Genomic DNA, 23,755 nt, shown 5'->3' with positions numbered 1-23,755 from the left:
GATTTGAAAACAAAATCCAGTGCCGATTTTGAAATCAGAACGGAGCTCGGCTACATCAGACCAGCGTCCGATGCTTGCTGCTCAGATCCGCTTGAGGAAGCCGTCAGAGGCGGCAGTAATCATCAGCTTGGCCTCGATCCGGCGGTCGATCTCGAACTTGAGCGGCTTGCCGTCGGCACCAGTACGATTGGCGCTGTCCTGATCGACGAGATAAGCATGCAATGCGGTTTTGGGATTGTCGCCCTTGCCCCATGGCCTGTCGGTGCACATGTCGGCGGGAAGGTCCTCGACGCCACTGTCCCAGACCACGCAATAGGACCCCTGCGAGACCAGCGGCGCATAGGCGTGGAGTTCGGCCAACACATGGTCGTGGGTGTGGTTGGAATCGAGAAACACCATCACCCGATCATGGTCCCTGGCAATGGCATGGACCTGATCGACAATGTGCTTGTCGATTGCCGATCCCTGGATCAATTCGATCTTGTGCTGCAACGGATGGGCTTCGATCCCTGCGCGGTTGTGGGCGCGGATGTCGATGTCGATGCCAACCACCTTGCGGCGGCTTGCCTTCGGATCAAGCACAGTGCCAGCTGTGACAGCATCGCAATAATCGAGCATTGCCAGCATCGAGGCACTCATCGCCAGAGAGCCGCCATGGGCGATGCCGGTCTCAATGATCAGATCTGGACGGTAATCCCAGATCAGCTCCTGATAGGCATAGGTGTCCTGCGGCACCTGGATGATCGGGCGGCCAAGCCAGGTGAAGTTCTGCGCGTAATTGTGACGGATGCACTCGCGCACCCAGACCTGGGAGAGTCCGCGAAACCCCGGATCATCGGCTGCCGAGCGGATGTTGTTTTCCACATAAGCCGCAAATTCAGTTTCCTTGCTCACGGGGTCGTTTCCTTGTGTTGGGCATGGCGTGCGGCGTGAATGTCCCACCAACGGGTCCGGGGTGCCAGGCGAACACCTTCACGGGTGCGAACGGTGGTCGCATAGGTTTCAATGAAGTCCGGATAGGCTTCCCAATCATCCGGGAGGTCCGGTCCGAAAAGGCCCGATGAGCCATCGGGGAAAACATGGTTACAGGCCGGATCGATGGTTCCGGCAATCCCCGACTGATCCACCAGCTGGAAGGTTTCATATCCGGCCTGCGACAGGATACGCGCATAGTCGAACCCGAAGCGGCAATCCTCTATGCTGATGAAATCGGGCAGAACCTGGTTTGCGGCCACCTGCTCGAGCACCAGCATGTCGGCCCCCTCGACATCGATCTTCATGAAATGCGGAACGCCATGACGGGCATAAAGAGAGGCAAGGCTCACACTTTGGACCGTGATGGCCTGGCAGGCGCTGTCATCGCGTCCTGCCCAGTTGATGTCCATGCTGCTCCAGTGGTGATTGTCGAGATTGACGTGGAACGTCACTTCACCATCGTGGTCACCGATGGCCGCCTCGATGACGGACAACCGGCCGGTGGTGATGGCTTCGGCAAAGCGCTCCCTTGCCATCTGGCAGAGCGCCGGGTTTGCCTCCACAGCGACGACTTCAAACTCCCGCTTGAGGTAGTAATCCGTGTCATCGCCATTGTTCATGCCAAGATCATAGATCAGGCCCGGCATGCTTTCCCTGATGTTCAGCATGCCGGTGATTTCCGCTCGTTTGGGATCGCGTAGATGACGGCACCGGTTCCGCACCAGCTGTGATTGCGCATCAGCAGGCGGTAGCCTTCGAGATTGGCACGCATCCATTGGGCAGTGCGCCAAAGGCCATCCGCGTTGTGGTAGATCGTGGCTGCGATCAAGGGGCGGTTTGGCGCGATCGAAGCAAGCCCGCCCTTGAGCGCATCCAGTTCGCCGCCTTCCAGGTGCAGTTTGACGAAACCGGGCTCGAGACCCTCTTCTTCGAGGGTCTTGGTCAGAATATCCCCTGAACCGGTCTGTGAGAATTGGGACATGAAGCCAAGCCCGCTGTGAAAACGGCGTCTGCGCGAAGTGGCATCGAGAGCCTCGCGCCGCAACTCGATCCGCGGCTTGACATCATCGGGCAGGCTTTGAACCCAGGCGGCATATTGATCCGCATTTGCGCTGTCCGGTTCGAAGGCGACAATGCGGCTTGCCGTGCCGGCTAGGGCCAGAAACGCCTCGGATACACTGCCATGATGGGCGCCGCCGTCAACGAAGAGTTCATCTCCTGCCAGCGCAGCAAGAAGCTCGGGCACAAAGAAACGGTTGGAATTGTCGATCGATACGCCTTCAAAACGCCATTCCTGACGGGCCAGCCGCCAGGCCAGAAACATCAAATGGTGCGCCCGGGACAGATCATCATCCCATGCATCAAGGCTCTCGGCGATGCCGGTCAGATCTTCCGCCAGCAGGGGGGCGGCAAACCAGCCATTGGAGAGCGGATGGGTTGAACGGAAGCTCTCCGCCAGATCATAAAAGGGTACGGCATTCCGCCAACCCTGTTCATGCAGTTCTTTGAGAATCGGCGTTACAGGGCTGGTGACAATGCTTACAGCGATCAGCGCTTCGGCCTTGAGCTCAGCGGGGACGTCCTGCGGCGCACGCACATCGATCCCCGCCCAGGAATCGCCGTCGCGGATTTCATCGGCCCGGGCGTCAATAACCATGACGGCCTCCAGCCCCACATCGCTGAGGAAGTCGAGCGCCATTCGACCAAAAGTTCCAGCCCCGTAGATCACCAGTGGACCGGCCGGCACGACGGGGGTGGCAGGACAGACCTGATCCAGCAGTTGATTGAGGAGCTCGCGGGCTTCAGTGCGTGAAGGGATACTTTCAATCAGGCGCGAGCGGTAGACCGGCACCATGTCATGAATGTCTGCATCGTTGCGCCCGAAAGCTGACGGGGCGATTTTCATCATGTTTTGACCGCCTCCTCTGTGCGACACTGCAAGCGAGAATCACATTCCCGGGACGGGAGCGAACCAGTGGCTGCAAACAATACCACAAAGCTTTTCCGGGCCTTGCCTTGAGTGTAGTGCTTGTCACAGGTGCCAATGGCTTTGTTGGCGCACAGATCGTCAAGCGGCTTCAAGAGAACGGCCACGCGTTGCGGCTGGTGGCCCGCCCAGCGGCTGCATCCCGCCTCGCCGGTCAAGTCCCGAATGCCGAAATTGTCTCATGCGACGACATCTTCGCGCAGACCGCTCAATGGTGGGAGCAGGCATGCAATGGCGTGGATGCGATCGTCCATGCCGCCTGGTATGTGAACCCCTCCGACTATCTTGATTCCGAGCAAAACGCGGCCTGCGTTGCGGGCACCTTCAAGATGGCGCAAGGGGCAGTGGCAGCAGGGGTGCAGCATTTTGTCGGGCTTGGCACCTGCATGGAATATGCACTGCCTTCCGAGCGGCTTTCCATAGATTCCCCGACAGTGCCCACGACCGTTTATGGCACCTGCAAACTGGCTCTTTTCGAGATTTTGGACGGGTTTTTAAAGACCGCCAATATGCGGTTCTCCTGGTGCAGGCTGTTCTACCTGTTCGGTGAGGGTGAGAACGACAAACGCTTGTATCCCTATCTCAACCACTGCCTTGCGGCTGGAAAGCCGGCGAAACTAGGGGCAGGTACCCAATTGCGCGATTATCTCGATGTCGCGGCCGCAGGCGCAGCGGTAGCGGATGTGATTGACACTGGTCAGGTTGGCGCAATCAATGTCTGTTCAGGTCGACCCGTGAGCATTCGTGAGTTCGCCGAAAGCATCGCCGACCGGTACGGACGTCGCGATTTGCTCGAGTTTGGCGAACATCAGCCGCATCCGCGCGACCCCCCGGCTGTGGTTGGCGTGCCGAATTTTGCTGTTAGAATGCCCGAAAAGGAAGCCCGGTCATGAAAGCTCAACTGAAACCTCGGATCAATCTTGAGGACAGGACCGCACTGGAAACCGTCATTCCGCTGGAAACCCCCTTTGTGGTGTTCGTGGATCCATCCAGCGCCTGCAATTTCAAATGCACATTCTGCCCCACCGGACACCGTGGCATGATCGCTGACACCGGCCGTTTTCAGGGCGCGATGAAGTATGATCTTTTCACCAAGATCATCGACGACCTGGGTGAATTCGGCAAACCCATCAAGGTGCTCCGCATGTACAAGGATGGTGAGCCGTTCCTGAACAAGCGTCTGGCGGACATGATCGCCTATGCCAAACAAAGCGGCCATGTCGACTATATCGACACCACCACCAACGGCACCTTCCTGACGCCCGAGCGGATGGGACCTGTGATTGAAGCCGGTCTCGACAAGATCAACATCTCCGTCGACGGCATGAACAAGAACACCTATCAGCGCTTTACCAAGTTCAATTTCGATTTCGACGGCTTCGTTGAAAACGTCAAATGGGTCTATGCCAACAAGGGCGACATGGAGATCTCGATCAAGATCCCCGGCGAGTTGCTGGAGCCTGGCGAACGCGAAAAATTCTTCGACACCTTCGGCGACCATTGCGACCGGATCTTTGTCGAGAACTTTGCGCCCTGCTGGCCCGAGTTCGACATTGAGAAGCACACTGGCGTGAAAATCGAGAAGGGCATCTACCAGCAGGAAATCAGCAACACTGAAACCTGCCCCTATATTTTCTACAGCATGTCGGTCAATCCTGATGGGTTGGTGAGTTCCTGCTTCCTCGACTGGGCGCGTGATCTGATCATCGGCGATGTGAAGACGCAGTCGATCAAGCAGGTCTGGAACTCCGACAAGATGAACGCGCTGCGGCTGCAGCATCTTGAGGGACGGCGTTGCGAGAACGGAACCTGCGGCAGTTGCGGTCAGCTCAGCCATTGCCTTCCCGACAATGTCGACGCCCATCGCCCGATGCTGCTTGAGCGGTTTCGCGAGATGGTGAAGCTCGATCCGGACATCAAGGCTCCGGGCGCCAAGCGCATTCCCTCGCCCGTCGCGGCAGAATGAAAATCCTCCACATCACCCCCCATCTGGGCGGAGGTGTGGGCAAGGCGCATGCGGCACTCTGCGAGGCGGACAAGCAGGCTGACGAGCGTCATTATGTGCTTCTGGAAGCGCCGCGTGATACCCGCCATGTCGATGCCATCCGCCGCAGCGGCGCAGCGGTGAGCATCGCCCAAGACATGGGACTGGTTCGCGATCTGATGAGCAGCGCCGACCTGGTTCAGTTCGAATGGTGGAACCATCCGTTGATGTGTGGCCTTCTGGCCGGCTCACCCCTGCCCGCAATGCGCACCGTGCTCTGGAGCCATGTGTCAGGGATCAACGCGCCTTTCATACCCACGGGCCTGATCGAAACGGCGGACCAGTTCGTCTTTACGTCCGAGTGCTCCAGGCTTGCCGGCAACCTGGCCGGATTGAAGACGGAAGCCGTTGCCCGCACCGAAGTGATCAACAGCGGCTTCGGGTATGCCAGCACGGACGGGAACCAACAACGGAAACGAAATGGACGCGGGATCAGCTATCTGGGCACGGTCGAGTTCACCAAGATGAATCCCGCAATGATGGATGTCATCGACCGGATCGTGCACAGCGATGCAGCGGTCGATGTCTGGGGCGGTGTGGATGCCTTAAGCCCGGTACACAACGCCATTGCCGAGATGACGCATCCTGAACGTTTTCGGCTGCGCGGCCACAGCGATGACCCGAGGGACGCCCTTCTTGAGACCTCGATTTTTCTGTATCTGTTGCAACCATTCCATTTCGGCACGGCTGAGAACGCGCTGGTCGAGGCCATGTCACTTGGTTGCGCGCCTTTGGTGCTGGCCAATCCATGCGAACTGGCAATCGTGCGCGATGGTAAAACCGGTCTGGTGGCGCAATCAGTCGACCATGCCGTTGAGCTGCTGAACTGGATGCTCGAGCACCCTCATGATGTCAGCCGGATGGGCGAGGCAGCATGCAAGGAAGTCAGCGAGATCAAAACGCCTGAACGCTCGCTCGCCGCGTTTCGCACGCTTTGGCGATCAACCATGGCGCGGCCGAAACGAACACACAACTTCGCCACCACCCTCGGCCAGACACCGCGAGACTGGCATGCGGCGTTACAGGGCGGGTCATGCGCCCGCTACACTGGCTTACAAGAGGCACAATCGGCTTCCAAGGGCAGCCTCGCCCATTTTGAGACTTATTATCCCGATCTCGACCAGGCTCCGACAATCCAATGCGATCCGTAATTTGACCCAGGCAGACTCCGATAATCTGTTTCAGCCCGGCAAATTCTGGAGCTGATGTCACAGCCTGATGCCACCGGATGTCCTGCGGAAACCGGATTGGCCGGCAGCGGTGCCCATCTCTTTCCGACAGCGAGTCAGCGTCACACAAGCTAATCTTGCGAGAAACAAGGCGCGTGATGGCAAATGGGAGCATCTGTTTTGGTGTATTTTACGATCTGCATTCCGACGCGGAACCGGCAGAGCTATTGCATCGAAGCGCTCAAGGCGATCGCGGAATCGCGCGAAACGGACTTCGAAGTCCTTGTCGCCGACAATTCAGACGATCCTGCAATCCTTGATGATTTCTTTCGCAACCACTTGAAAGATGACCGCTTTCGACTTCTGCCGCCGGAGCAGAACGTCCTGTCAATGGTCGACAATTGGGAACGCACCGTGGCTGAGGTCGGCGGCAGGTGGGTGACCATCATCGGCGATGACGATCACATTGAGCCAAGCCTCATTCAGATCTTGCGCCGGTACGAAAGGGAGTACAACGACCTTGAAGCCGTCAGCTGGGCGCGGATGAGTTACAATTGGCCCGACAACAGGACCATTGCCACGCTCGCATCTGTACCTACCGGTCACGAGACCTACATCCCCAAAAAGAGAATTCTCCACGATCACCTGTTCCGCTGGAGCCAGCGGGAGAAACGTCCCTCCTGCGGTTTTGGGATCTACCATGGCGCGGTGCGGCGCTCACTGATGGAGCGGATCAAGCGAAAATACTCCAATCGCTATTTTGAGCATCCGACAGTTGATTTTGACAACAGTTGCAAGGTGATCCGCGAAGCCAAGACACTGGTGCACTGCCAACGACCGCTCTCGGTTCTTGGCGCCTGCGGAGCTTCCAATTCGGCCAGCACCCAGTCGTTTGAGCTCATGAAGAAGCTGGCTGACGATTTCTATCGTGAACTGGGGGATGGCCAACCAATTCAGGAAGACGACTTTCCGTTTTCACCCAGACTGCCGGGCCTCGCCATCATCTCATCCATTGCCGCGGCAACGTGGTGGTTCTGCCGCAAGTATGACGTCGACAATGAAGGCTTCCAGGAGAATTTCGCCCATGCCGCCGTGCATGAATGCCTGTCGTCGCGAACTGTTGAGGAATACGAAATCAAGGTGGAAGGTCTGCGTCGGGGCTTCGCAGCCTTCGAAGGCGGGGCTTGGAGCAAGCATTTCAACCCGCCGGAAGTGTTCGTTCCATCCAACTCGCAAAACCAACTTTGCGGTGTGTTCAAGGGGAGCATCTATATTCGCGAAAGCAGGCTCAAAGCTGCCACTCCGTCAGAATTCTACCGCTTTGCCCAGAGTTTCGTGATGCCAGTTGAGCATGTGGCCTCCGGAAGACAGGCGTTTGCGGCATGACCATGCTGTCCATTTGCATACCAACCCGCAACCGGCAGGTTTACGCCATATCTGCGGTGCGGGCGATGCTCATGTCGGAACGGCAAGACTTCGAGGTGGTTCTCGCAGACAACTCTGACGACCCAGCCCCATTGGCACAATTTGCCGCCGAAGCGGCTGATCACCGTCTGAAGTTGCTGCCACCGGAAGACCAAGTCCTGTCGATGAGGGCCAACTGGGAGCGTATGGTTCCTCAAACATCCGGCGAATGGATCAGTTTCATTGGGGATGATGACTATCTCGACCCCGAATTGTGCGAAGTGCTTCGGGTCACCATGTCCAGAGTCCCCAATGTCGACACGCTGACCTGGGGGCGGCTCTATTTCACCTGGCCAGACGCCCGTACAGGCCGCGAAAACACCACCATGCCGACTGGAAGCCATCTGGTGGGTCTCAAGAAGGAAGACATGATCCGCAAGCTGTTCTTCTGGCAAGAGGCATCTGACCGTCCAAGTTGTCCATATGGTGTCTATCACGGTGCGGTCAAACGGGCTCTGCTCGACGATATCCGCGATACCTTCACTGGACAGTATTTCGGCCATCCGATTGTCGATTACGACAACATCTGCCGAACGCTTATGGTGGCCAGCGCCTTTGTGTATTTTGAGCGCCCGATGTCGGTATTTGGCGCCTGCAAGGCATCAAACAGCATGGGCTTGCGCGATGCGAACGCAGCTAAGGAGTTGTTCAAGGTCTTCCGCACTGAAATGGACGGCCACATGGAAGCCTCGAATTTCCCGTTTCCTGTGGAGCTTGGACTCACGGCACAGATTGGCCATGTGATCGAAGCGTTCAAACAGGAGCAGGGGATCGAAATCACCGGGTGGGAAGACAACTTCATCAAAGCCTGCGCTCGGAACTGCGAAGGGCACTTTGATCGCGCGCTCTTTGAAGAACGCAAGGAAGGTTATCGGAAGGCAATCATTGAATGGCGTGGCAAGGAGGCTCTTGCGTCATTTGATCCAAAATACAAGCATCGCTCCGACCTCCCGCATTTTGTCGGGCTTCACGAGAAAGATCTCAAGATGGACATGGAGATTGGCGGCGCTACATCAGCAGCAGAGTATTATGACATACTCAACACGATGATGTTTCCGATTCCACTGCTCGAGGGGCGTCTATGATGACTGTTCATAAACCGACCATAGGCGGCGACAATTGGTCCAGCCGCGCACCGGGAGTCTGACCAGTGAAAAAACTGCTCTTTATCATTCCACCCTATTTCAACGCGAACGACTATCTCGACAAGCATCGTGCCGCCGTGTTGCCCGCCTTCACCATTCCTTACGGAATTTTGTCGATGCAGGCTTATCTCACCAAGCATTGCGAGCAGTTGGGCGAAATGCGGCTGGTCGATCTCAATGTGACGCTGAAGCGGTTGGTGGAAACCCAGACGGTGGAAGCGCACCAGGAAGTCTTCAATGCCGAGCTGCAGGCGGTCCTGGAAGATTTCGAACCCGATATCGTCGGCGTCTCTGCGCTGTTCAATTCATCGTCCGGCTACATCCAGAGCCTGGTAAAGGGTGTCAAGGATTTCAACCCGGCGATCCTTACCATTGCCGGCGGAGGACTGCCTTCAGCCGCCTACAAGCTGATGCTCGAAACCTGCCCGGATCTCGACGCCATCTGCAAGGGTGAGGGTGAACTTCCGCTCAAGACGCTGATCGATTCAGACGACCCGATGCAAGTGATCGCGACCCACCGCTCCTGGATTGATCGGGCCGGTATCGAGCGCGGGAAATTCCCTGCACATGATTTCATCGCCGATCTCGATGACATCCCGCCGATGAACTATTCGATCATCGATCTGGACAATTACAATCAGCGCGGCATCGACAAGCGCTACACCGACCAGCCTAAGCGGGAAATGGCAATCCACACCTCCCGCGGCTGTCCATTTCTCTGCGTGTTCTGTTCCAACCCGTCCCTGCATGGCCGCGAGGTCCGTTTCATGTCGGTCGAACGCGTTGTGGCGGACGCCAAGCGCATGCGCGATGAATTCGGCATGACCGTTCTCATGCTTGAGGATGATCACTTCTTTCACGACAAGGATCGCGCCAGGCGTCTGCTTCGGGAACTGGCGAAACTCGGGATCCGATGCGAGTTCCCGAATGGCGCCGCGGTTTACGCGATTGACGACGAGATGGCGAAACTGCTGGCCGAGGCAGGCGTCTCGGCCGTCGCGCTTGCCGTCGAGTCCGGCTCGGACCATGTGCTCAACAACATCATTAAAAAACCACTGAAGAAGAAGCTGATCAAGCCCGCGGTGGAGGCGCTGCGCAAGCACGGCGTGCGGTCCCATGTTTTCATCGTCACCGGTCTACCTGGCGAGCAGGACGAACACCGGCAGGAAACGCTCGAAATGCTGCTCGAGAACGGGTTTGACTGGATCCATATCTATCTGGCGATCCCGATCTTCGGCAGCCGACTCTACGATATCTGTGTTGAAAACGGATACATCGAAAACACAGCCAATGAGAATTTCGTCGCGACGAAGTCAGTTATACGGGCTCCGGGAATCGATCCCGTGAAGCTTGAGGCCTTTGCCTACGAAACCCAGTTGCGGGTCAATTTTGTCGAAAACCACAATATGAAAATCGGGCGTTACGACATCGCGCTGCACTACATGAAAAACGTTGTCGACAAATATCCCGACCACGCTTTCGGTCATCTCTATGTCGGTCAGTGCCACGCGGCGCTCGGTGAGCGGGATCTGGCACTGAAGCACGCCAATGCGGCGCGGGAGGTTTTCGAGACCGACGACTGGTGGAAAACGCTTGCCGACAAGCACGGCTGCGACTATCCGCGAATTATCGACGCCATCACCAGCGGGAAAGCAGCCCAGGCAAGCACAGTGCCCGCGATGGCCGAGGTGGAACTCGCCTCGGCTTGACTGATTTGAAACGGGAGCTGGCAACAGCCAACAATCCTGATCAAGCGGCCCAGTGCAGGGCTTTTCCAACTGGCGCGTTGTGAACAACCGCGTGCGCTAAAGCTATGCTGCCTTTGGCAGATATGCTTGAACGTGGCGATTTCCCCTAAGGTTGAACGCCCGGGGTCTCCACTCTGTTGTGGTTCTCATTTTTTTCGATCTCTCGTTCACATCCGGCCACTGTGCGGCTTTTCTCCTGGGGCCACTGATCCTTGACGCGCCCAATTTACCTTTTGCCTACTCCCCTTTTTCTGATGCCTGAATGAAACTCTCCGAAGGGCTTGCTCATTGCCTTGGCCGGACGGTGATTTGAAAAAAAAATCGACGCGTGCAAAATTCCCGCTATGCTGAAACCCGTGCGGCGGATATCAGTTCAAATTGGGACGAATTTTTGCCCTATTGAGGAGTATGAGAGTGAAAAACCTTCTAATCACAACAGCGCTGACAGCGGTCCTTATGGCAAGTGCTGCTTCCGCTGAGGACGTCAAAATCGGCGTCATCCTTGGTTTCACCGGACCTATCGAATCCTTGACGCCAGGCATGGGCGCAAGTGGCGAATTGGCCATGAAGGAAGTCTCCGACAGCGGAAAATTCCTTGGCGGTTCGACTGTGACGCCTGTGCGTGGCGACTCGACTTGTGTTGACGCTGCAGCCGCCTCTGCAGCTGCCGAACGTCTGATCACATCCGACAATGTGAGCGCGATTTTTGGCGCTGACTGTTCCGGTGTGACCGGCGCCATCCTGCAGAACGTTGCGCGGCCAAATGGCATCGTGATGATCTCCCCATCTGCAACATCCCCTGCTCTTTCGGATGCGGAAGATGACGGCTTGTTCTTCCGCACAGCGCCGTCCGACGCCCGCCAGGGCCAGGTGCTTGCAGACGTGCTGAAGGAAAAGGGTGTCACATCGGTCGCGTTGACCTACACAAACAACGACTACGGCAAGGGTCTGGCTGAGAGCATCAAAACCAATGCTGAGGCAGCCGGCATCAAGATCACCATCGATTCTTCTCATGAAGATGGAAAAGGCGATTACTCCGCTGAAGTCGGCGCTTTGGCTCAGGCTGGCGGAGATGTCTTGATCGTTGCCGGCTACCTTGATCAGGGCGGCAAGGGCATCATTCAGGCGGCACTCGACTCGGGTGCTTTTGAAACCTTCGTTCTTCCCGACGGCATGGTGGGCGATTCCCTGCCGGCATCGATCGGCGATGGCCTGAACGGCTCCTACGGCACGATCGCAGGCACCGACAGTGAAGGCGCGGCCATGTTCAACAAGATGGCAGAAGGCGCAGGCATCAAGATCGATGCCTATGTCGGTGAATCTTATGACGCCGCGGCTTTGATCATGCTCGCCATGCAGGCTGCCGGTTCTTCTAACAGCGCCGATTTCAAGTCCAAAGTCATGGACGTTGCCAACGCACCAGGCGAGAAAATCCTGCCGGGTGAACTTGGCAAGGCTCTCGAGCTTTTGGCTGAAGGCAAGGACATCGACTATGTTGGCGCAACAAATGTCGAGCTGATCGGCGCCGGTGAAAGCGCCGGCTCGTTCCGCGAAATCCTTGTGGACGGTGGCAAGATCACGACAGCGAAGTTCCGCTAATCGCTTCCAGAACTCGAACTGCCCGGATTTCAATCCGGGCAGTTTTTGTATTGTCAGCTCCAAGATTGAGAGTGAACTGTTGATTGTAGTTGAAAATCTGCACAAGAATTTTGGCGGCATCCGTGCGGTTGACAATGCATCTCTGACGATCAGAACCGGTTCGATCACCGGCTTGATCGGCCCAAATGGCGCGGGCAAGACAACATTGTTCAATGTGATTGCAGGGCACTACCGCCCCACTTCCGGGCGCGTTCTGCTCGATGGCAAGGACATAACCGGGCTCTCCCCACATGAGCTTTTTGCACAAGGCGTGCTTCGAACATTTCAGATCGCCCATGAGTTTTCGACGCTGACCGTGCGCGAGAACCTAATGATGGTGCCACCGCACCAGTCAGGTGAAACACTTTTCAAAGCCTGGACACAGCCAGGCCTGGTCCGACGCGAAGAAGAAAAAAACCGCGCCAAGGCCGAGGAAGTCATCGAGTTTTTGGAGATTTCCCATGTTGCCGATGAACTCGCGGGCAATCTGTCTGGAGGACAGAAGAAGCTGCTCGAGCTTGGCCGCACCATGATGGTGGACGCGAAAATCGTTTTTCTGGATGAAGTTGGCGCAGGCGTGAACCGCACGCTGCTTGGCACGATCGGCGATGCGATTCTGCGCCTCAATCGAGAGCGCGGCTATACATTTTGCATGATCGAACACGACATGGACTTCATCTCGCGGCTTTGCGACCCGGTTATCTGCATGGCCGAAGGCACCGTTCTGGCGGAAGGCACTGCCGAAGACATCAAGAAAAATGAAGAGGTCATCGAAGCCTATCTGGGCACGGGGCTCAAAAACAAACCAGCGAAAGCCGCAGTGCAATGAGCTTCTTGCTGGGAAAAGACATGACCGGCGGCTATGGGGCAGCCGATATTCTGCACAATTGCACGATCGGCGTTGAGCGCGGTGAAATTGCTGTTGTCGTGGGTCCCAACGGCGCCGGAAAGTCCACCGCAATGAAGGCCGTTTTCGGGATGCTTGATCTGCGCGCCGGCAAGGTGACAATGGAGGGCGAAGACATCACATCTTTGAGCCCGCAAGCGCGCGTGCAAAAGGGCATGGGATTTGTGCCGCAGAACAACAACGTCTTCCGCTCGATGTCTGTCGAGGAAAATCTCGAGATGGGCGCATTCATCCGCACCGATGATGCCCGCGATACGATGGCCCAGGTTTTTGACCTTTTCCCGATCCTGAAGGAAAAACGGAACCAGCCCGCCGGTGAATTGTCCGGTGGCCAACGTCAGCAGGTTGCGGTCGGGCGCGCGTTGATGACACAGCCAAAAGTGCTGATGCTCGACGAACCCACAGCCGGTGTTTCACCGATCGTGATGGACGAGCTTTTTGACCGGATCATCGAGATTGCGCGCAGCGGTATTGCCATTCTGATGGTCGAACAGAACGCCAAACAGGCGCTGAACATTGCCGACAAGGGCTATGTGCTTGCTCAGGGGGCAAATCTCTACACGAACACGGGTGAAGCGCTGCTGAATGACCCTGATGTTCGCAAAGCGTTTCTGGGTGGTTGATTGATATGGAAATCTTGAACGCTCTGGCGTTGCTGTCCAACTTTCTCGTCATTCCGGCGCTTGCTTACGGCTCACAGCTTGCGCTTGGTGCTCTGGGTGTGACGCTGATCTACGGCATCTTGCGGTTCTCAAATTTCGCCCATGGCGAAATGATGGCGTTTGGCACCATGACGGTCATCCTGGTGACGTGGTTTTTGCAGGCACAAGGCATTTCGCTGGGCTTTTTGCCCACTGAGCTGTTGGCATTGCCGTTTGGCATACTGGGTACTGTCTTGCTGGCGCTGGGAACCGACCGCATCGTGTACCGGTTCCATCGCGCCAAGAAATCACCGCCAGTCATTTTTCTGATCGTGTCGCTTGCCGTGATGTTTTTCTACAGCGGGCTCATCCGCTTCATCATCGGGCCGGACGACCGCAATATGGGAGATGGCGCCCGCTTCATCTTCACGGCACGTGAATTCAGGGAATGGTCGGGCCTGGACGAAGGTATCGCACTGCGCACGACACAGGGCATCACTGTCGTGGTAACGCTGATCTGTGTTGCCGCGCTGTTCTGGTTTCTCAACCGGACACGCGCCGGCAAATCCATGCGCGCCTATTCCGACAATGAGGACCTGGCTCTGCTGTCCGGTGTCAACCCTGAGCGGGTCGTCCTGATTGCATGGACATTGGCTGCAGCGCTGGCGACGATTGCGGGCACCATGTATGGTCTGGACAAGACGTTCAAGCCATTCATCTATCTGCAATTGCTTTTGCCGATCTTCGCGTCAGCGATTGTTGGCGGGCTGGGAAGCCCGATTGGCGCTGTTGCCGGTGGCTTCGTCATTGCGTTCTCGGAGATCACGGTCACCTTCGCCTACAAGAGAGTTCTCACCTATCTCACACCGGGTGATTATGTGCCCGACGGCCTGGTGCAGTTGCTGTCCACCGAGTACAAATTCGCGGTGTCATTCGTCATTCTCGTGGTGGTTCTTCTGGTGCGTCCAACCGGCATCTTCAGGGGGCAATCGGTATGAGCAACAGCATCCGAATTTCGTCGCTCTTTGCCCTTATGGCCATATTGCTTGTCACTGTCGGCGTGGTCCAGAGCCCGTCGCTTGCGCTTGCCATTCTCAACCTTTGCCTGATCTCCGCCATCATGGCGCTGGGCGTCAACATTCAGTGGGGCTATGCGGGCCTCTTGAACGTTGGAATCATGGGATTTGCAGCCTTTGGCGGAGTTGCCGCGGTGCTGGTTTCCATGGAGCCCGTTTCGGCAACCATAGCTGTTGGCGGACCCGGAATAATGGTTGCAATCGCTGTTGTTGCCGTGACCATCGCCCTGATCGTGTGGGTGTACAAAACGATGAAAGGGCGACGGCGAAGCGTTCTGGTGACGATCATCGCCGTTTGCGGGTACTTCGGCGCGCGCTACTTCTTCGACCCTGCTGTCGAAGCGATCGAGAGCATCGATTCCGCCGCGACCGGATATCTTGGCGGCCTTGGGCTCCCCATCATAGTCTCTTGGCTTGTCGGTGGCCTTTTCGCTGGCGGTGCGGCCTGGCTTATTGGCAAGGTTTCGCTGGGCCTGCGCTCGGACTATCTGGCGATTGCAACGCTCGGCATCTCTGAAATCATCATTGCTGTCCTGAAGAACGAGGACTGGCTGACGCGGGGCGTGAAAAACGTTACTGGCCTGCCGCGCCCCTATCCTGTTCCCTACGAGGTAGAAATACAGCAATCGCCCGTGTTCCAATCATGGGCTGCCTATTTCGAAATGAGCGCGGTCGAACTGTCCTCTATCGTTGTGAAGCTGGCTTATACCGGCCTGTTTGCCATCGTTCTCCTCATCCTCTTGTTTCTGTGCGAAACCGCGCTTCGGTCTCCATGGGGCCGCATGATGCGGGCTATCCGTGACAATGAGACCGCGGCTGAAGCCATGGGCAAGGACGTCAAGGGGCGACACCTGCAGGTGTTTGTTCTGGGGTCAGCCGTGGTTGGCATTGCGGGCGCCATGCTCACGACCCTTGATGGTCAATTCACGCCGGGAACCTATAATCCGTTGCGCTTCACCTTCCTGATCTGGGCAATGGTGATCATTGGCGGTTCGGGCAACAATTGGGGCGCTGTACTTGGCGGCTTCCTCGTATGGTTTTTCTGGGTCGAAGCAGAGCCTGTTGGATTGTGGTTTATCGATCAGATGACATCCGGCATGGATGAAGCTAACCCGCTGCGCCTGCATTTGCTCGACAGTGCGGCCTATATGCGTCTTATGGCGATGGGTGTGATCATGCTGCTGGTACTGCGGTTTGCGCCCAGGGGCCTGATACCCGAAAGCAGACGCTAACGTCATAAGACATGCATCTCGCGCTCAGTTGGATTCAATTGAGCGACAACATACATGCACCCTTTCAAAGTGATAAAGCGGCCGTAGCTGGCGAGACCTTCTCAGCTTATAAAGACGCAAGTCAGCTCCCGCTTTCGAGCAGAACATCGGTGGCCCTCGATGACTGGAACACCAATTCGGCGTTCGGGATGTCATTGCCCAGCGCGCGCGCTGTGGCTTCCGGGGCGGAGAGGCCATGATCGAGCCAGCGCTGGATCAGCCGCTGGCTCAACACCTCCGGGCTCGCCGTGAGCATTACGCTCATGTCGAACAGCCCCCCCATCTCCCGCCAGGGGGGCTGGTCAAGCAGAAGGTAGTTGCCTTCGGCGATCAGGAAGCGGTGACCCGGCTCGATGATGCGGCCACCGGCGCGTGACAGGTCAAGCTCGCGGTCAAACACCGGGATGGCGATGTCGCGGTCCGGTTCCCTGCCAAGACGCCGCATCAGCGCTGCGAACCCGTCCGCATCGAAGGTGAAGGGCGCACCCTTGCGATGGCGGTCACCACGCGCGTCGAGCACCGCATTGTCAAGATGAAAACCATCCATCGGAACCACCGCGGCAGGCTGGCCGCGCCGGGCAAACTCCTCGACGAGCGCGTCAGACAGCGTGGATTTGCCAACCCCGGGCGGGCCCGCCAACGCCAGAATGAAGCGTTGCCGGTTGCCTGCCCTTTCGAGCGCCAGATCGGCAATCCGCCGAGTGTTGTCTGCGAGGTTCACAGGCTGCCTCAAGCGGCAATCTGGTCTTGCGGAGGTTCCTTGGCGCCGGTCATGAAGGCCACGGCGTCGGACATGGTGTAATCCTTCGGATCGACCACGCAGAGCCGTTTGCCGAGCCTGTGAATATGAATCCGGTCGGCGACTTCGAAGACATGCGGCATGTTGTGCGAGATCAGAATGATCGGGATGCCGCGGGAACGCACATCCTGGATCAGTTCGAGAACCCGGCGGCTTTCCTTCACCCCAAGCGCTGCGGTCGGTTCATCAAGGATAATCACCTTGGAGCCGAAGGCCGCGGCCCGGGCCACGGCGACCCCCTGACGCTGTCCACCCGATAAGGTTTCAACCGCTTGCTTGATGTTCTGGATCGTCATCAGACCCAGCTCGCTGAGTTTGTCGCGGGCGAATTTCTCCATCGCGGGACGGTCCAATTGGCGGAGAATCTTGCCGCGAAAACCGGGTTTGCGCAGCTCGCGCCCCATGAACATGTTGTCTGTGATGGACAAGGCAGGGGACATGGCGAGGGTCTGATAGACGGTCTCGATGCCATGCTCGCGGGCCGCAATCGGGTTGCTGAAATGGACCTTTTTGCCTTCGAGATAGACTTCGCCTGCATCCGGGACAGTGGCCCCGGAGAGAGTTTTGATCAGACTGGATTTGCCAGCACCGTTGTCGCCGATGATCGCGAGGATTTCCCCGGGATAAAGCTCGAAATTGCAGTTGTCCAAAGCCGTCACACGGCCATAGCGTTTGGTCAGGCCAACACCTTTGAGGATGGGTTCCATTATGCTGCCGCCTTTCTGATCCATTGGTCCACGGTTGTCGCGCCAATAATGAGCACGCCGATAAGCAGGAAGGTCCACTGGGGATCCGCACCGTACATGCGCAGGCCAAGTTCGAAGACGCCCACGATCAAGGCGCCGAACAAGGCCCCAAGGATAGAGCCACGTCCGCCAAACAGGGAGATGCCGCCAATCACCACAGCGGTGATCGATTGGATATTGCCGATCACACCGGTGGTGGCAGAGGGAGAGACGGAGCCGAAGCGTCCGATCATCACCCAAGCGGCAAAGGCGCAGATCAGGCCAACCACAGCATAGACGGAAATGATGGTGCGTTTGACGTTGACGCCGGCCAGTTCCGCCGCCTCCGGATCATCGCCAACGGCATAGACATGCCGGCCCCACGCCGTGTGGCGCAGCACATAGGTCAGCAATAGAAACAGAAAGACCATGAAGACGACACCAAGGGTTATCGTCGCGCCACCGCGACCGGCCTCGTCGGCACCGACCTTGAAGCTTGTCCCGAAGAACTGCAGCAGGGGCGCTTCCGCCTCGATATCCTGGCTTCTGATCGTTTCATTGGCAGAGTAAATGTAGTTGGCGGCAAGCACGATCTGCCACATGCCCAGCGTCACGATGAAGGGAGGCAGTTTCACCCGCGCGACCAGCCAGCCGCTTGCAGCGCCAATCAGCGTCCCGGCAAGCAGGCCGATGGGAATGGCGAGGGATGCGGGAATGCCATAGCGAAAGGTCACCTGCCCCATAACAACGGAACAGAGAACCGCAATGGCGCCGACGGAAAGGTCGATACCGGCCGTGAGGATGATCAGGCTTTGCGCCGCAGCCAGAACGCCGACAATCTGCACCTGTTGCAGGATCAGGGTCATGGCAAAGGGCGAGAAGAAGCGCTCTCCGACCAGCACTGCAAAGACCAGCAATGACATGACCAGAACGATCAGGGGAACAAGGGCAGGATTCTCGTGGAGCACATGCTGCAGCTTGTCGATAGATCCACGACGGTTGCTGTCAAATTCGGCAACGCTCTGGGCTGCTTTGGACAAATCGGACTCAAAGTCCTGCCCCTTAGAGGTCTCGGACATGCATGTTCCCCCCGAAATGAATGTGGTTCGGCATCTTCGTGCGCGCTATGCGGCAATTGTAGTCAGGCTTGCCGTTTCCCGTCTACATCGAAGGGGCGAATTTTCGCCCCTTCGAATAGTCGTGATGCGGGATCAGCCCCAGCAGCGATCCTTGCCTTCAGCGACAGAGATTGACTCGACGCCGTCAACAGACTTGTCGGTCACCAGCGAAACGCCGGTATCGAAGAAGTCTTTGCCGGGGGTGTTTTCCGGCTTGGTGCCGTCCTTTGCCCATGCTGCAATGGCTTCAACGCCCAAGGCCGCCATCAACAGAGGATACTGCTGCGAAGTTGCACCGATCACGCCGTCTGCGACGTTCTGGACGCCAGGGCAGCCGCCGTCCACAGACACGATCAGCACGTCACCTTCACGACCGATGGCTTTAAGCGCTTCATATGCGCCGGCAGCGGCAGGCTCGTTGATGGTGTAGACAACATTGATCATCGGATCCTTGGCAAGAAGGTTTTCCATCGCCTTGCGGCCACCTTCTTCGTTACCGGCGGTCACGTCGTTGCCGACAATGCGCGGATCGGTTTCATCGCCCCATTTGTTCGGGTCGCCGAGATCGATGCCAAAGCCCTGCAAGAAGCCCTGGTCACGCAGAACACCAACGGATGGCTGGCTGATGGCCAGGTCAAGCATCGCAATCTTTGCGTTCGCGGCTTCGTCGCCAAGCGTGGCTGCAGCCCATTTGCCGATCAACTCGCCAGCAAGGAAGTTGTCAGTGGCGAATGTGGCGTCAGCCGCATCGATTGGCTCCAATGGCGTATCCAGAGCGATGACCAACAGGCCAGCGTCTCGGGCTTGCTGCACAGAAGTGGTGATGGACGATGTGTCGGACGCAGTCAGCAGGATGCCTTTAGCGCCGTCTGCGATGCAGGTTTCAATGGCCTGAACCTGGGTTTCGTGGTCACCATCAACCTTACCGGCATAGGACTTGAGCGAAACACCGAGTTCGGCGGCCTTGGCTTCAGCGCCTTCCTTCATCTTGACGAAGAACGGGTTGGTATCGGTCTTGGTGATGAGGCAGGCGCCCACGCTGTGGCCGCCGGCATAGGCAGGTGCCGCGGCCATCGCGCCAAATGCGGCGGCGGCAAGCAGAGTCGTCTTGAGTGCGGAAATTGATTTCATGTCATCCTCCCAGGATTTTTTGAAGCAAGTCAGTCTGTATATGCGTCAAACGACAGATCCTCACTGTCATTTTCGACGTCACTCACATGACACCACAGTTTCATCCAGCCTGTCAATAAATAATTCACTTTTGTTTACTTATTGACTACATCAAACGGTTGTTGCATTGTGTACTCTAGGGGAGGCCGTGTTTCATGACACGCATGCCGGGAGGGAACTGCCAAATGCCTTTTGACAAGAGCGCCGGTTGGGACCGAGCGGGCACAGTTATCCCATCGCTCAGGGGCTCGAACCAGAGCGGCCTGAGGGCATACAATCAGCGTCTTGTGCTCAGCCTCGTCTACGCGCACGGCAGTCTGGCTAAGACGGACATTTCGCGCATGACGGGATTGTCGGCCCAGACCGGATCGGTGCTCATGCGCGAACTCGAGGCAGAGGACCTTATCGTCAAGGGCGAGCCTATCCGCGGCAAAGTCGGACAACCATCCGTACCACTGTCGATCAATCCCGATGGCGCTTTTTTTGTGGGTCTCAAGGTAGGCCGCCGCTCAGCCGAACTGATCCTGATCGATTTCCTCGGCCAGCCGAAGGCAACACTGCGCAAGAGCTACCCATGGCCAACGCCGCCGCTGATCATCGACTTTACCTTGGACGGTCTTGGAGAATTGCTCGACGCCCTGCCAGAGCATCTTCGCACGCGGGTTGCCGGACTTGGCATTGCCACACCGTTCGAACTGTGGAACTGGGCCGAACAGGCCGGTGCCCCACGCGACGAGATGGAGTTGTGGCGTAGCTGTGATCTCAGGGCCGAACTTGCTGCAGTGTGCGACATGCCTGTCTACCTGCAAAACGATGCCACCGCGGCCTGTGCCGCGGAGCTTGTCTTTGGCAAGTACGAAGGCCTGAGCGATTACCTCTATCTCTACATCGGCACATTTCTCGGCGGTGGCGTTGTGCTCAATGGCAGTGTCTATTCCGGCCGCACCGGAAATGCGGGGGCGCTTGGTCCCCTGCCGGTCACAGGCCCTGAAGGCACTTCGGTGCAATTGCTCGACCGTGCCTCGATCATGGTGCTCGAGCGAATGCTCAGGGATCGGGGCATCGACCCGTCACCGCTGTGGAACAATCCCGAGGATTGGCAGGGGTTTGAAGACTTTCTGGAGATATGGATTGCAATCGTGGCCCGCAGCCTGGCCCAGGCGATCGTCTCGGCAACGGCGGTCATCGACTTCGAGCATGCCATCATTGATGGCGGGCTGCCGGCTGACGTCCGCGCCAGGATTGTGGAGGCGACGCGCGCCGAAGTCGAACGCTACGATCTGCGCGGCCTGGAACTGCCCAAGATCCTGCCAGGCACCGTCGGCAACCTCGCCCGCGCCCTGGGCGCAGCCAGCCTGCCGCTGTTTGACAAGTACCTGATCGATCGCAACACCCTGCTTGGCAGTTCCTGACGGTCCAGACGCTGCTGGCGAGAGCTCAGTCGTAACGCAAGTCCACAGCCTTGCCGCCAAAGATCCGGTAGGCCCAGATCGAATAGCCCGTAATCACCGGCAGCACGAAAAGTGTTCCCACCAGAATGATCGCCAGGCTTTCGGTCGCGCTTGCGGCCTCCGCGATGGTGATCTGGCCCGGCACCACATAGGGATAGAACGACCAGGCAAGTCCGGCAAAGCCAAGCGCGAAGATGCCCGCGAGCGCCGCAAATGGCGCCAGGTTCAACCGATCGCCCTCAAGCGGCATGCGCCCCGACAGCCGCCACAGCCAGACAAACAGCGCCACCGTCAGGATCGGCAGAGGTGCCAGGATGAGGCTTTCGGGAAAGCCCAGCCAACGATCCCATATCCGGGTGCTGGCCAGCGGGGTGGCCAGCGAAATCGCCGCCATGCCAAGCGCCACCAGGCCAAGCGAGGCACGCAGCCATTTGACCGCCCGGACCTGCAGCGTGCCTTCGGTCTTGTGGATCAGCCAGGCGGCCCCGATCGCGGCATAGGCGGCCGCAAGGCAGACCGCGACAAGCGCTGCAAAGCCGACCGCCGGCCAGCTGGTGTCCAGTCCCAGCACATAGAGGCCAAGCATGTATCCCTGCGCCAGAGCCGACATCAACGACCCTATGAAGAACATGCGGTTCCAGGACGGTTTCGCGTCCAGGCTGACCTTTGCACGGAACTCGAAGGCGACGCCGCGCAGGATCAGGCCGATCAACAGAACGGCGACCGGGAAGTAAAGCGTGGTCAGGATGACACCATGGGCGACCGGGAATGCCACCAGCAACAGACCGACGGCGAGCACCAGCCAGGTTTCATTGGCATCCCAGAACGGACCGATGGCCGAGACCATGCGGTCCTTCTGGGTGTCATCGGCAAGCGGCGACAGGATGCCGATGCCCAGGTCAAACCCGTCGAGAATGACATAGACCAGGATCGCAATGCCCATCAGGGCAGCGAAGATATAGGGCAGCCACTCGCTCCATTGAAACTCAGCCACGGCCGTTGCCCTCCAGTCCAAGCACCATCGCAGGGTCGGGATTGATACCGGCAGTGTTGATGCCGGGCGGCGCTTCATGCGGCGTTTTGGCTGCTTTCAGCGCAAGCGCGATGATCACCGACAGATAGGCTGTGATCAGGCCGGCATAGACCAGCAGATAGGCCACCAGGGTGATCCCGACGGAGGTTGCAGGCAGTGCCGCTACAGCGTCCGAAGTCTTGAGCACACCATCGACCAACCAGGGCTGGCGACCGATCTCGGTGGTGTACCAACCGGCAAGCGTTGCCACCCAGCCCGAGAGCGCCATGGGCACCAAAACATAAGCCATGGGGCGGTTGATATCGCCACGGCGCCAGATCATCCATGCACCGATCCAGGAGATGAAGAGCATGGCAAAACCGACGCCGACCATGATGCGGAAGGCGAAGAACAGCGGCTTCACCGGTGGATGCAGCACCGTACCGTCTTCTGCGACAAAGTCATTGAGGCCCGGCACAACACCATCAATGTCGTGCTTGAGGATCAGGCTGGCGCCTCCGGGAATTCCGAGCTCGAAACGGTTTTCGCGCGCCTCTTCATCAGGGATCGCGAACAGCAGCAGCGGCACGCGCGGCCCGGTTTCCCAGTTGCCCTCCATCGCCGCAACCTTTTGCGGCTGGTGCTCGAGCGTGTTGAGGCCATGCAGGTCACCGGCAAGGATCTGCAACGGGATCAGCACCGCCCCCATGGTCAGGCCGGTTCGAAGCGCAAGAAATGTGCCCTTGGCCCGGTCTCCGGCAAGCCAGCGCAGCGCCGAGAGGCCAGCCACCAGGAAGGCCACTGTCAGGCCGGAGGCGAGCAACACATGCACCAGCCGGTAAGGCATCGACGGATTGAAGACGATCGCAAACCAGTCGGTGGCGTGCGCCACGCCATCACGCATCTCGAAGCCCTGGGGCGTGTGCATCCACGAATTCAGGACCAGGATCCAGAAGGCTGACATGGTGGTGCCAAACGCGACCAGAAAGGTGGCCAGCGTGTGCACCCGCGCCGAAACCCGGCGGGACCCGAACAGCATGATGCCCAAAAACACCGCCTCGAGGAAGAACGCCGTGAGTACCTCATAGGCCAGCAACGGCCCGGCGATGTTGCCCACCCGCTCCATGAAACCCGGCCAGTTGGTGCCGAACTGGAAGCTCATGGTGATGCCCGAAACCACGCCCATGGCAAACGACAGCGCGAAGACCTTCACCCAGAAGAAATAGGCATCCATGTAGGCCTGGTCGCCGGTCCGGTTGAACCGGAGGCGGAACCACAACAACAGCCACCCCAGCGCGATGGTGATGGTGGGGAAGAGAATGTGAAACGAGATGTTTGCGGCGAACTGTATGCGGGACAGCAGTAAGGCGTCCATTTCGAGGCTCCTGTTGATCGCCCCATATGTGGGGTGACCT

Annotated in this window: 21 protein-coding genes; 12 read left to right on the top strand and 9 right to left on the bottom strand. The window is 57.9% G+C overall.

Annotated features, from left to right (window positions below; translation table 11 throughout):
- Positions 1-81: 81 nt before the first annotated feature.
- Genes HPDFL43_RS04085 through HPDFL43_RS04075 form a run of 3 tightly spaced genes read right to left on the bottom strand, consistent with a single transcriptional unit; the run spans position 82 to position 2,884 of the window.
- The gene (locus HPDFL43_RS04085) at positions 82-894 is read right to left on the bottom strand and encodes a cephalosporin hydroxylase family protein (RefSeq protein ID WP_007195987.1); all 813 of its coding nucleotides are present in this window, start codon (positions 892-894) and stop codon (positions 82-84) included.
- Positions 891-1,643, bottom strand: a complete 753-nt coding sequence (locus HPDFL43_RS04080; protein WP_007195986.1) for an FkbM family methyltransferase — start codon at positions 1,641-1,643, stop codon at positions 891-893. Before HPDFL43_RS04080 ends, HPDFL43_RS04085 begins: the two co-directional genes overlap by 4 nt.
- The gene (locus HPDFL43_RS04075) at positions 1,637-2,884 is read right to left on the bottom strand and encodes a class I SAM-dependent methyltransferase (RefSeq protein WP_007195985.1); all 1,248 of its coding nucleotides are present in this window, start codon (positions 2,882-2,884) and stop codon (positions 1,637-1,639) included. Before HPDFL43_RS04075 ends, HPDFL43_RS04080 begins: the two co-directional genes overlap by 7 nt.
- Before the next feature lie 116 nt (positions 2,885-3,000).
- Here HPDFL43_RS04075 and HPDFL43_RS04070 point away from each other — a divergent pair, with 116 nt between their 5' ends.
- From HPDFL43_RS04070 to HPDFL43_RS04020, 11 genes are all read left to right on the top strand, one after another.
- Entirely contained in the window at positions 3,001-3,855 is an 855-nt protein-coding gene (locus HPDFL43_RS04070) for an NAD-dependent epimerase/dehydratase family protein (RefSeq protein WP_007195984.1), read from the top strand.
- A complete protein-coding gene (locus HPDFL43_RS04065; protein WP_007195983.1) occupies positions 3,852-4,928 on the top strand; it encodes a radical SAM/SPASM domain-containing protein in 1,077 nt (358 codons plus the stop codon). Before HPDFL43_RS04070 ends, HPDFL43_RS04065 begins: the two co-directional genes overlap by 4 nt.
- Entirely contained in the window at positions 4,925-6,157 is a 1,233-nt protein-coding gene (locus HPDFL43_RS04060) for a glycosyltransferase (protein ID WP_007195982.1), read from the top strand. The genes HPDFL43_RS04065 and HPDFL43_RS04060 overlap by 4 nt, the downstream gene beginning before the upstream one ends.
- Before the next feature lie 201 nt (positions 6,158-6,358).
- On the top strand, positions 6,359-7,561 hold the full coding sequence (locus HPDFL43_RS04055) for a glycosyltransferase family 2 protein (protein ID WP_245271096.1): 1,203 nt from the start codon (positions 6,359-6,361) through the stop codon (positions 7,559-7,561).
- Positions 7,558-8,724 carry a glycosyltransferase gene (locus tag HPDFL43_RS04050; protein WP_007195980.1) on the top strand — a complete coding sequence of 389 codons (1,167 nt, stop codon included), beginning with the start codon at positions 7,558-7,560 and terminating at the stop codon, positions 8,722-8,724. The genes HPDFL43_RS04055 and HPDFL43_RS04050 overlap by 4 nt, the downstream gene beginning before the upstream one ends.
- A gap of 65 nt (positions 8,725-8,789) precedes the next feature.
- Positions 8,790-10,493 (top strand): B12-binding domain-containing radical SAM protein, encoded by a 1,704-nt coding sequence (locus tag HPDFL43_RS04045; protein WP_007195979.1) that lies wholly within the window; start codon positions 8,790-8,792, stop codon positions 10,491-10,493.
- Positions 10,494-10,946: 453 nt separating this feature from the next.
- Positions 10,947-12,131: an ABC transporter substrate-binding protein gene (locus tag HPDFL43_RS04040; protein WP_007195978.1), complete on the top strand. Its 1,185-nt coding sequence runs from the start codon at positions 10,947-10,949 to the stop codon at positions 12,129-12,131.
- Positions 12,132-12,210: 79 nt separating this feature from the next.
- Positions 12,211-12,999, top strand: coding sequence for an ABC transporter ATP-binding protein (locus HPDFL43_RS04035; protein WP_007195977.1), 789 nt, complete (start codon positions 12,211-12,213; stop codon positions 12,997-12,999).
- Entirely contained in the window at positions 12,996-13,700 is a 705-nt protein-coding gene (locus HPDFL43_RS04030; RefSeq protein ID WP_007195976.1) for an ABC transporter ATP-binding protein, read from the top strand. Before HPDFL43_RS04035 ends, HPDFL43_RS04030 begins: the two co-directional genes overlap by 4 nt.
- Positions 13,701-13,705: 5 nt before the next feature.
- On the top strand, positions 13,706-14,716 hold the full coding sequence (locus HPDFL43_RS04025) for a branched-chain amino acid ABC transporter permease (protein WP_007195975.1): 1,011 nt from the start codon (positions 13,706-13,708) through the stop codon (positions 14,714-14,716).
- Entirely contained in the window at positions 14,713-16,026 is a 1,314-nt protein-coding gene (locus HPDFL43_RS04020; protein ID WP_007195974.1) for a branched-chain amino acid ABC transporter permease, read from the top strand. The genes HPDFL43_RS04025 and HPDFL43_RS04020 overlap by 4 nt, the downstream gene beginning before the upstream one ends.
- Positions 16,027-16,147: 121 nt before the next feature.
- On the opposite strand, the gene HPDFL43_RS04015 is transcribed toward HPDFL43_RS04020, so the two are convergent.
- From HPDFL43_RS04015 to HPDFL43_RS04000, 4 genes are all read right to left on the bottom strand, one after another.
- On the bottom strand, positions 16,148-16,786 hold the full coding sequence (locus tag HPDFL43_RS04015; protein ID WP_007195973.1) for a nucleoside triphosphate hydrolase: 639 nt from the start codon (positions 16,784-16,786) through the stop codon (positions 16,148-16,150).
- An 8-nt stretch (positions 16,787-16,794) separates the two neighbouring features.
- On the bottom strand, positions 16,795-17,595 hold the full coding sequence (locus HPDFL43_RS04010; RefSeq protein ID WP_210165615.1) for an ATP-binding cassette domain-containing protein: 801 nt from the start codon (positions 17,593-17,595) through the stop codon (positions 16,795-16,797).
- Positions 17,571-18,668 carry an ABC transporter permease gene (locus HPDFL43_RS04005; RefSeq protein ID WP_007195971.1) on the bottom strand — a complete coding sequence of 366 codons (1,098 nt, stop codon included), beginning with the start codon at positions 18,666-18,668 and terminating at the stop codon, positions 17,571-17,573. The genes HPDFL43_RS04010 and HPDFL43_RS04005 overlap by 25 nt, the downstream gene beginning before the upstream one ends.
- A 132-nt stretch (positions 18,669-18,800) precedes the next feature.
- Positions 18,801-19,838 carry a sugar ABC transporter substrate-binding protein gene (locus tag HPDFL43_RS04000; protein WP_007195970.1) on the bottom strand — a complete coding sequence of 346 codons (1,038 nt, stop codon included), beginning with the start codon at positions 19,836-19,838 and terminating at the stop codon, positions 18,801-18,803.
- A 224-nt stretch (positions 19,839-20,062) separates the two neighbouring features.
- Here HPDFL43_RS04000 and HPDFL43_RS03995 point away from each other — a divergent pair, with 224 nt between their 5' ends.
- Positions 20,063-21,289 (top strand): ROK family transcriptional regulator, encoded by a 1,227-nt coding sequence (locus tag HPDFL43_RS03995; RefSeq protein ID WP_007195969.1) that lies wholly within the window; start codon positions 20,063-20,065, stop codon positions 21,287-21,289.
- 25 nt (positions 21,290-21,314) lie between these two features.
- Here HPDFL43_RS03995 and HPDFL43_RS03990 read toward each other — a convergent pair whose 3' ends face one another.
- Together HPDFL43_RS03990 and HPDFL43_RS03985 are read right to left on the bottom strand one after the other, a co-directional pair.
- A complete protein-coding gene (locus HPDFL43_RS03990) occupies positions 21,315-22,322 on the bottom strand; it encodes a cytochrome d ubiquinol oxidase subunit II (protein WP_040449032.1) in 1,008 nt (335 codons plus the stop codon).
- Positions 22,315-23,715 carry a cytochrome ubiquinol oxidase subunit I gene (locus HPDFL43_RS03985; RefSeq protein ID WP_007195966.1) on the bottom strand — a complete coding sequence of 467 codons (1,401 nt, stop codon included), beginning with the start codon at positions 23,713-23,715 and terminating at the stop codon, positions 22,315-22,317. The genes HPDFL43_RS03990 and HPDFL43_RS03985 overlap by 8 nt, the downstream gene beginning before the upstream one ends.
- Between the last annotated feature and the right edge of the window lie 40 nt (positions 23,716-23,755).

Origin of the sequence: Hoeflea phototrophica DFL-43, from assembly GCF_000154705.2 — a bacterium.
Classification (GTDB): Bacteria; Pseudomonadota; Alphaproteobacteria; order Rhizobiales; family Rhizobiaceae; genus Hoeflea; species Hoeflea phototrophica.
This window is presented reverse-complemented; position numbering and strand designations above follow the sequence as displayed.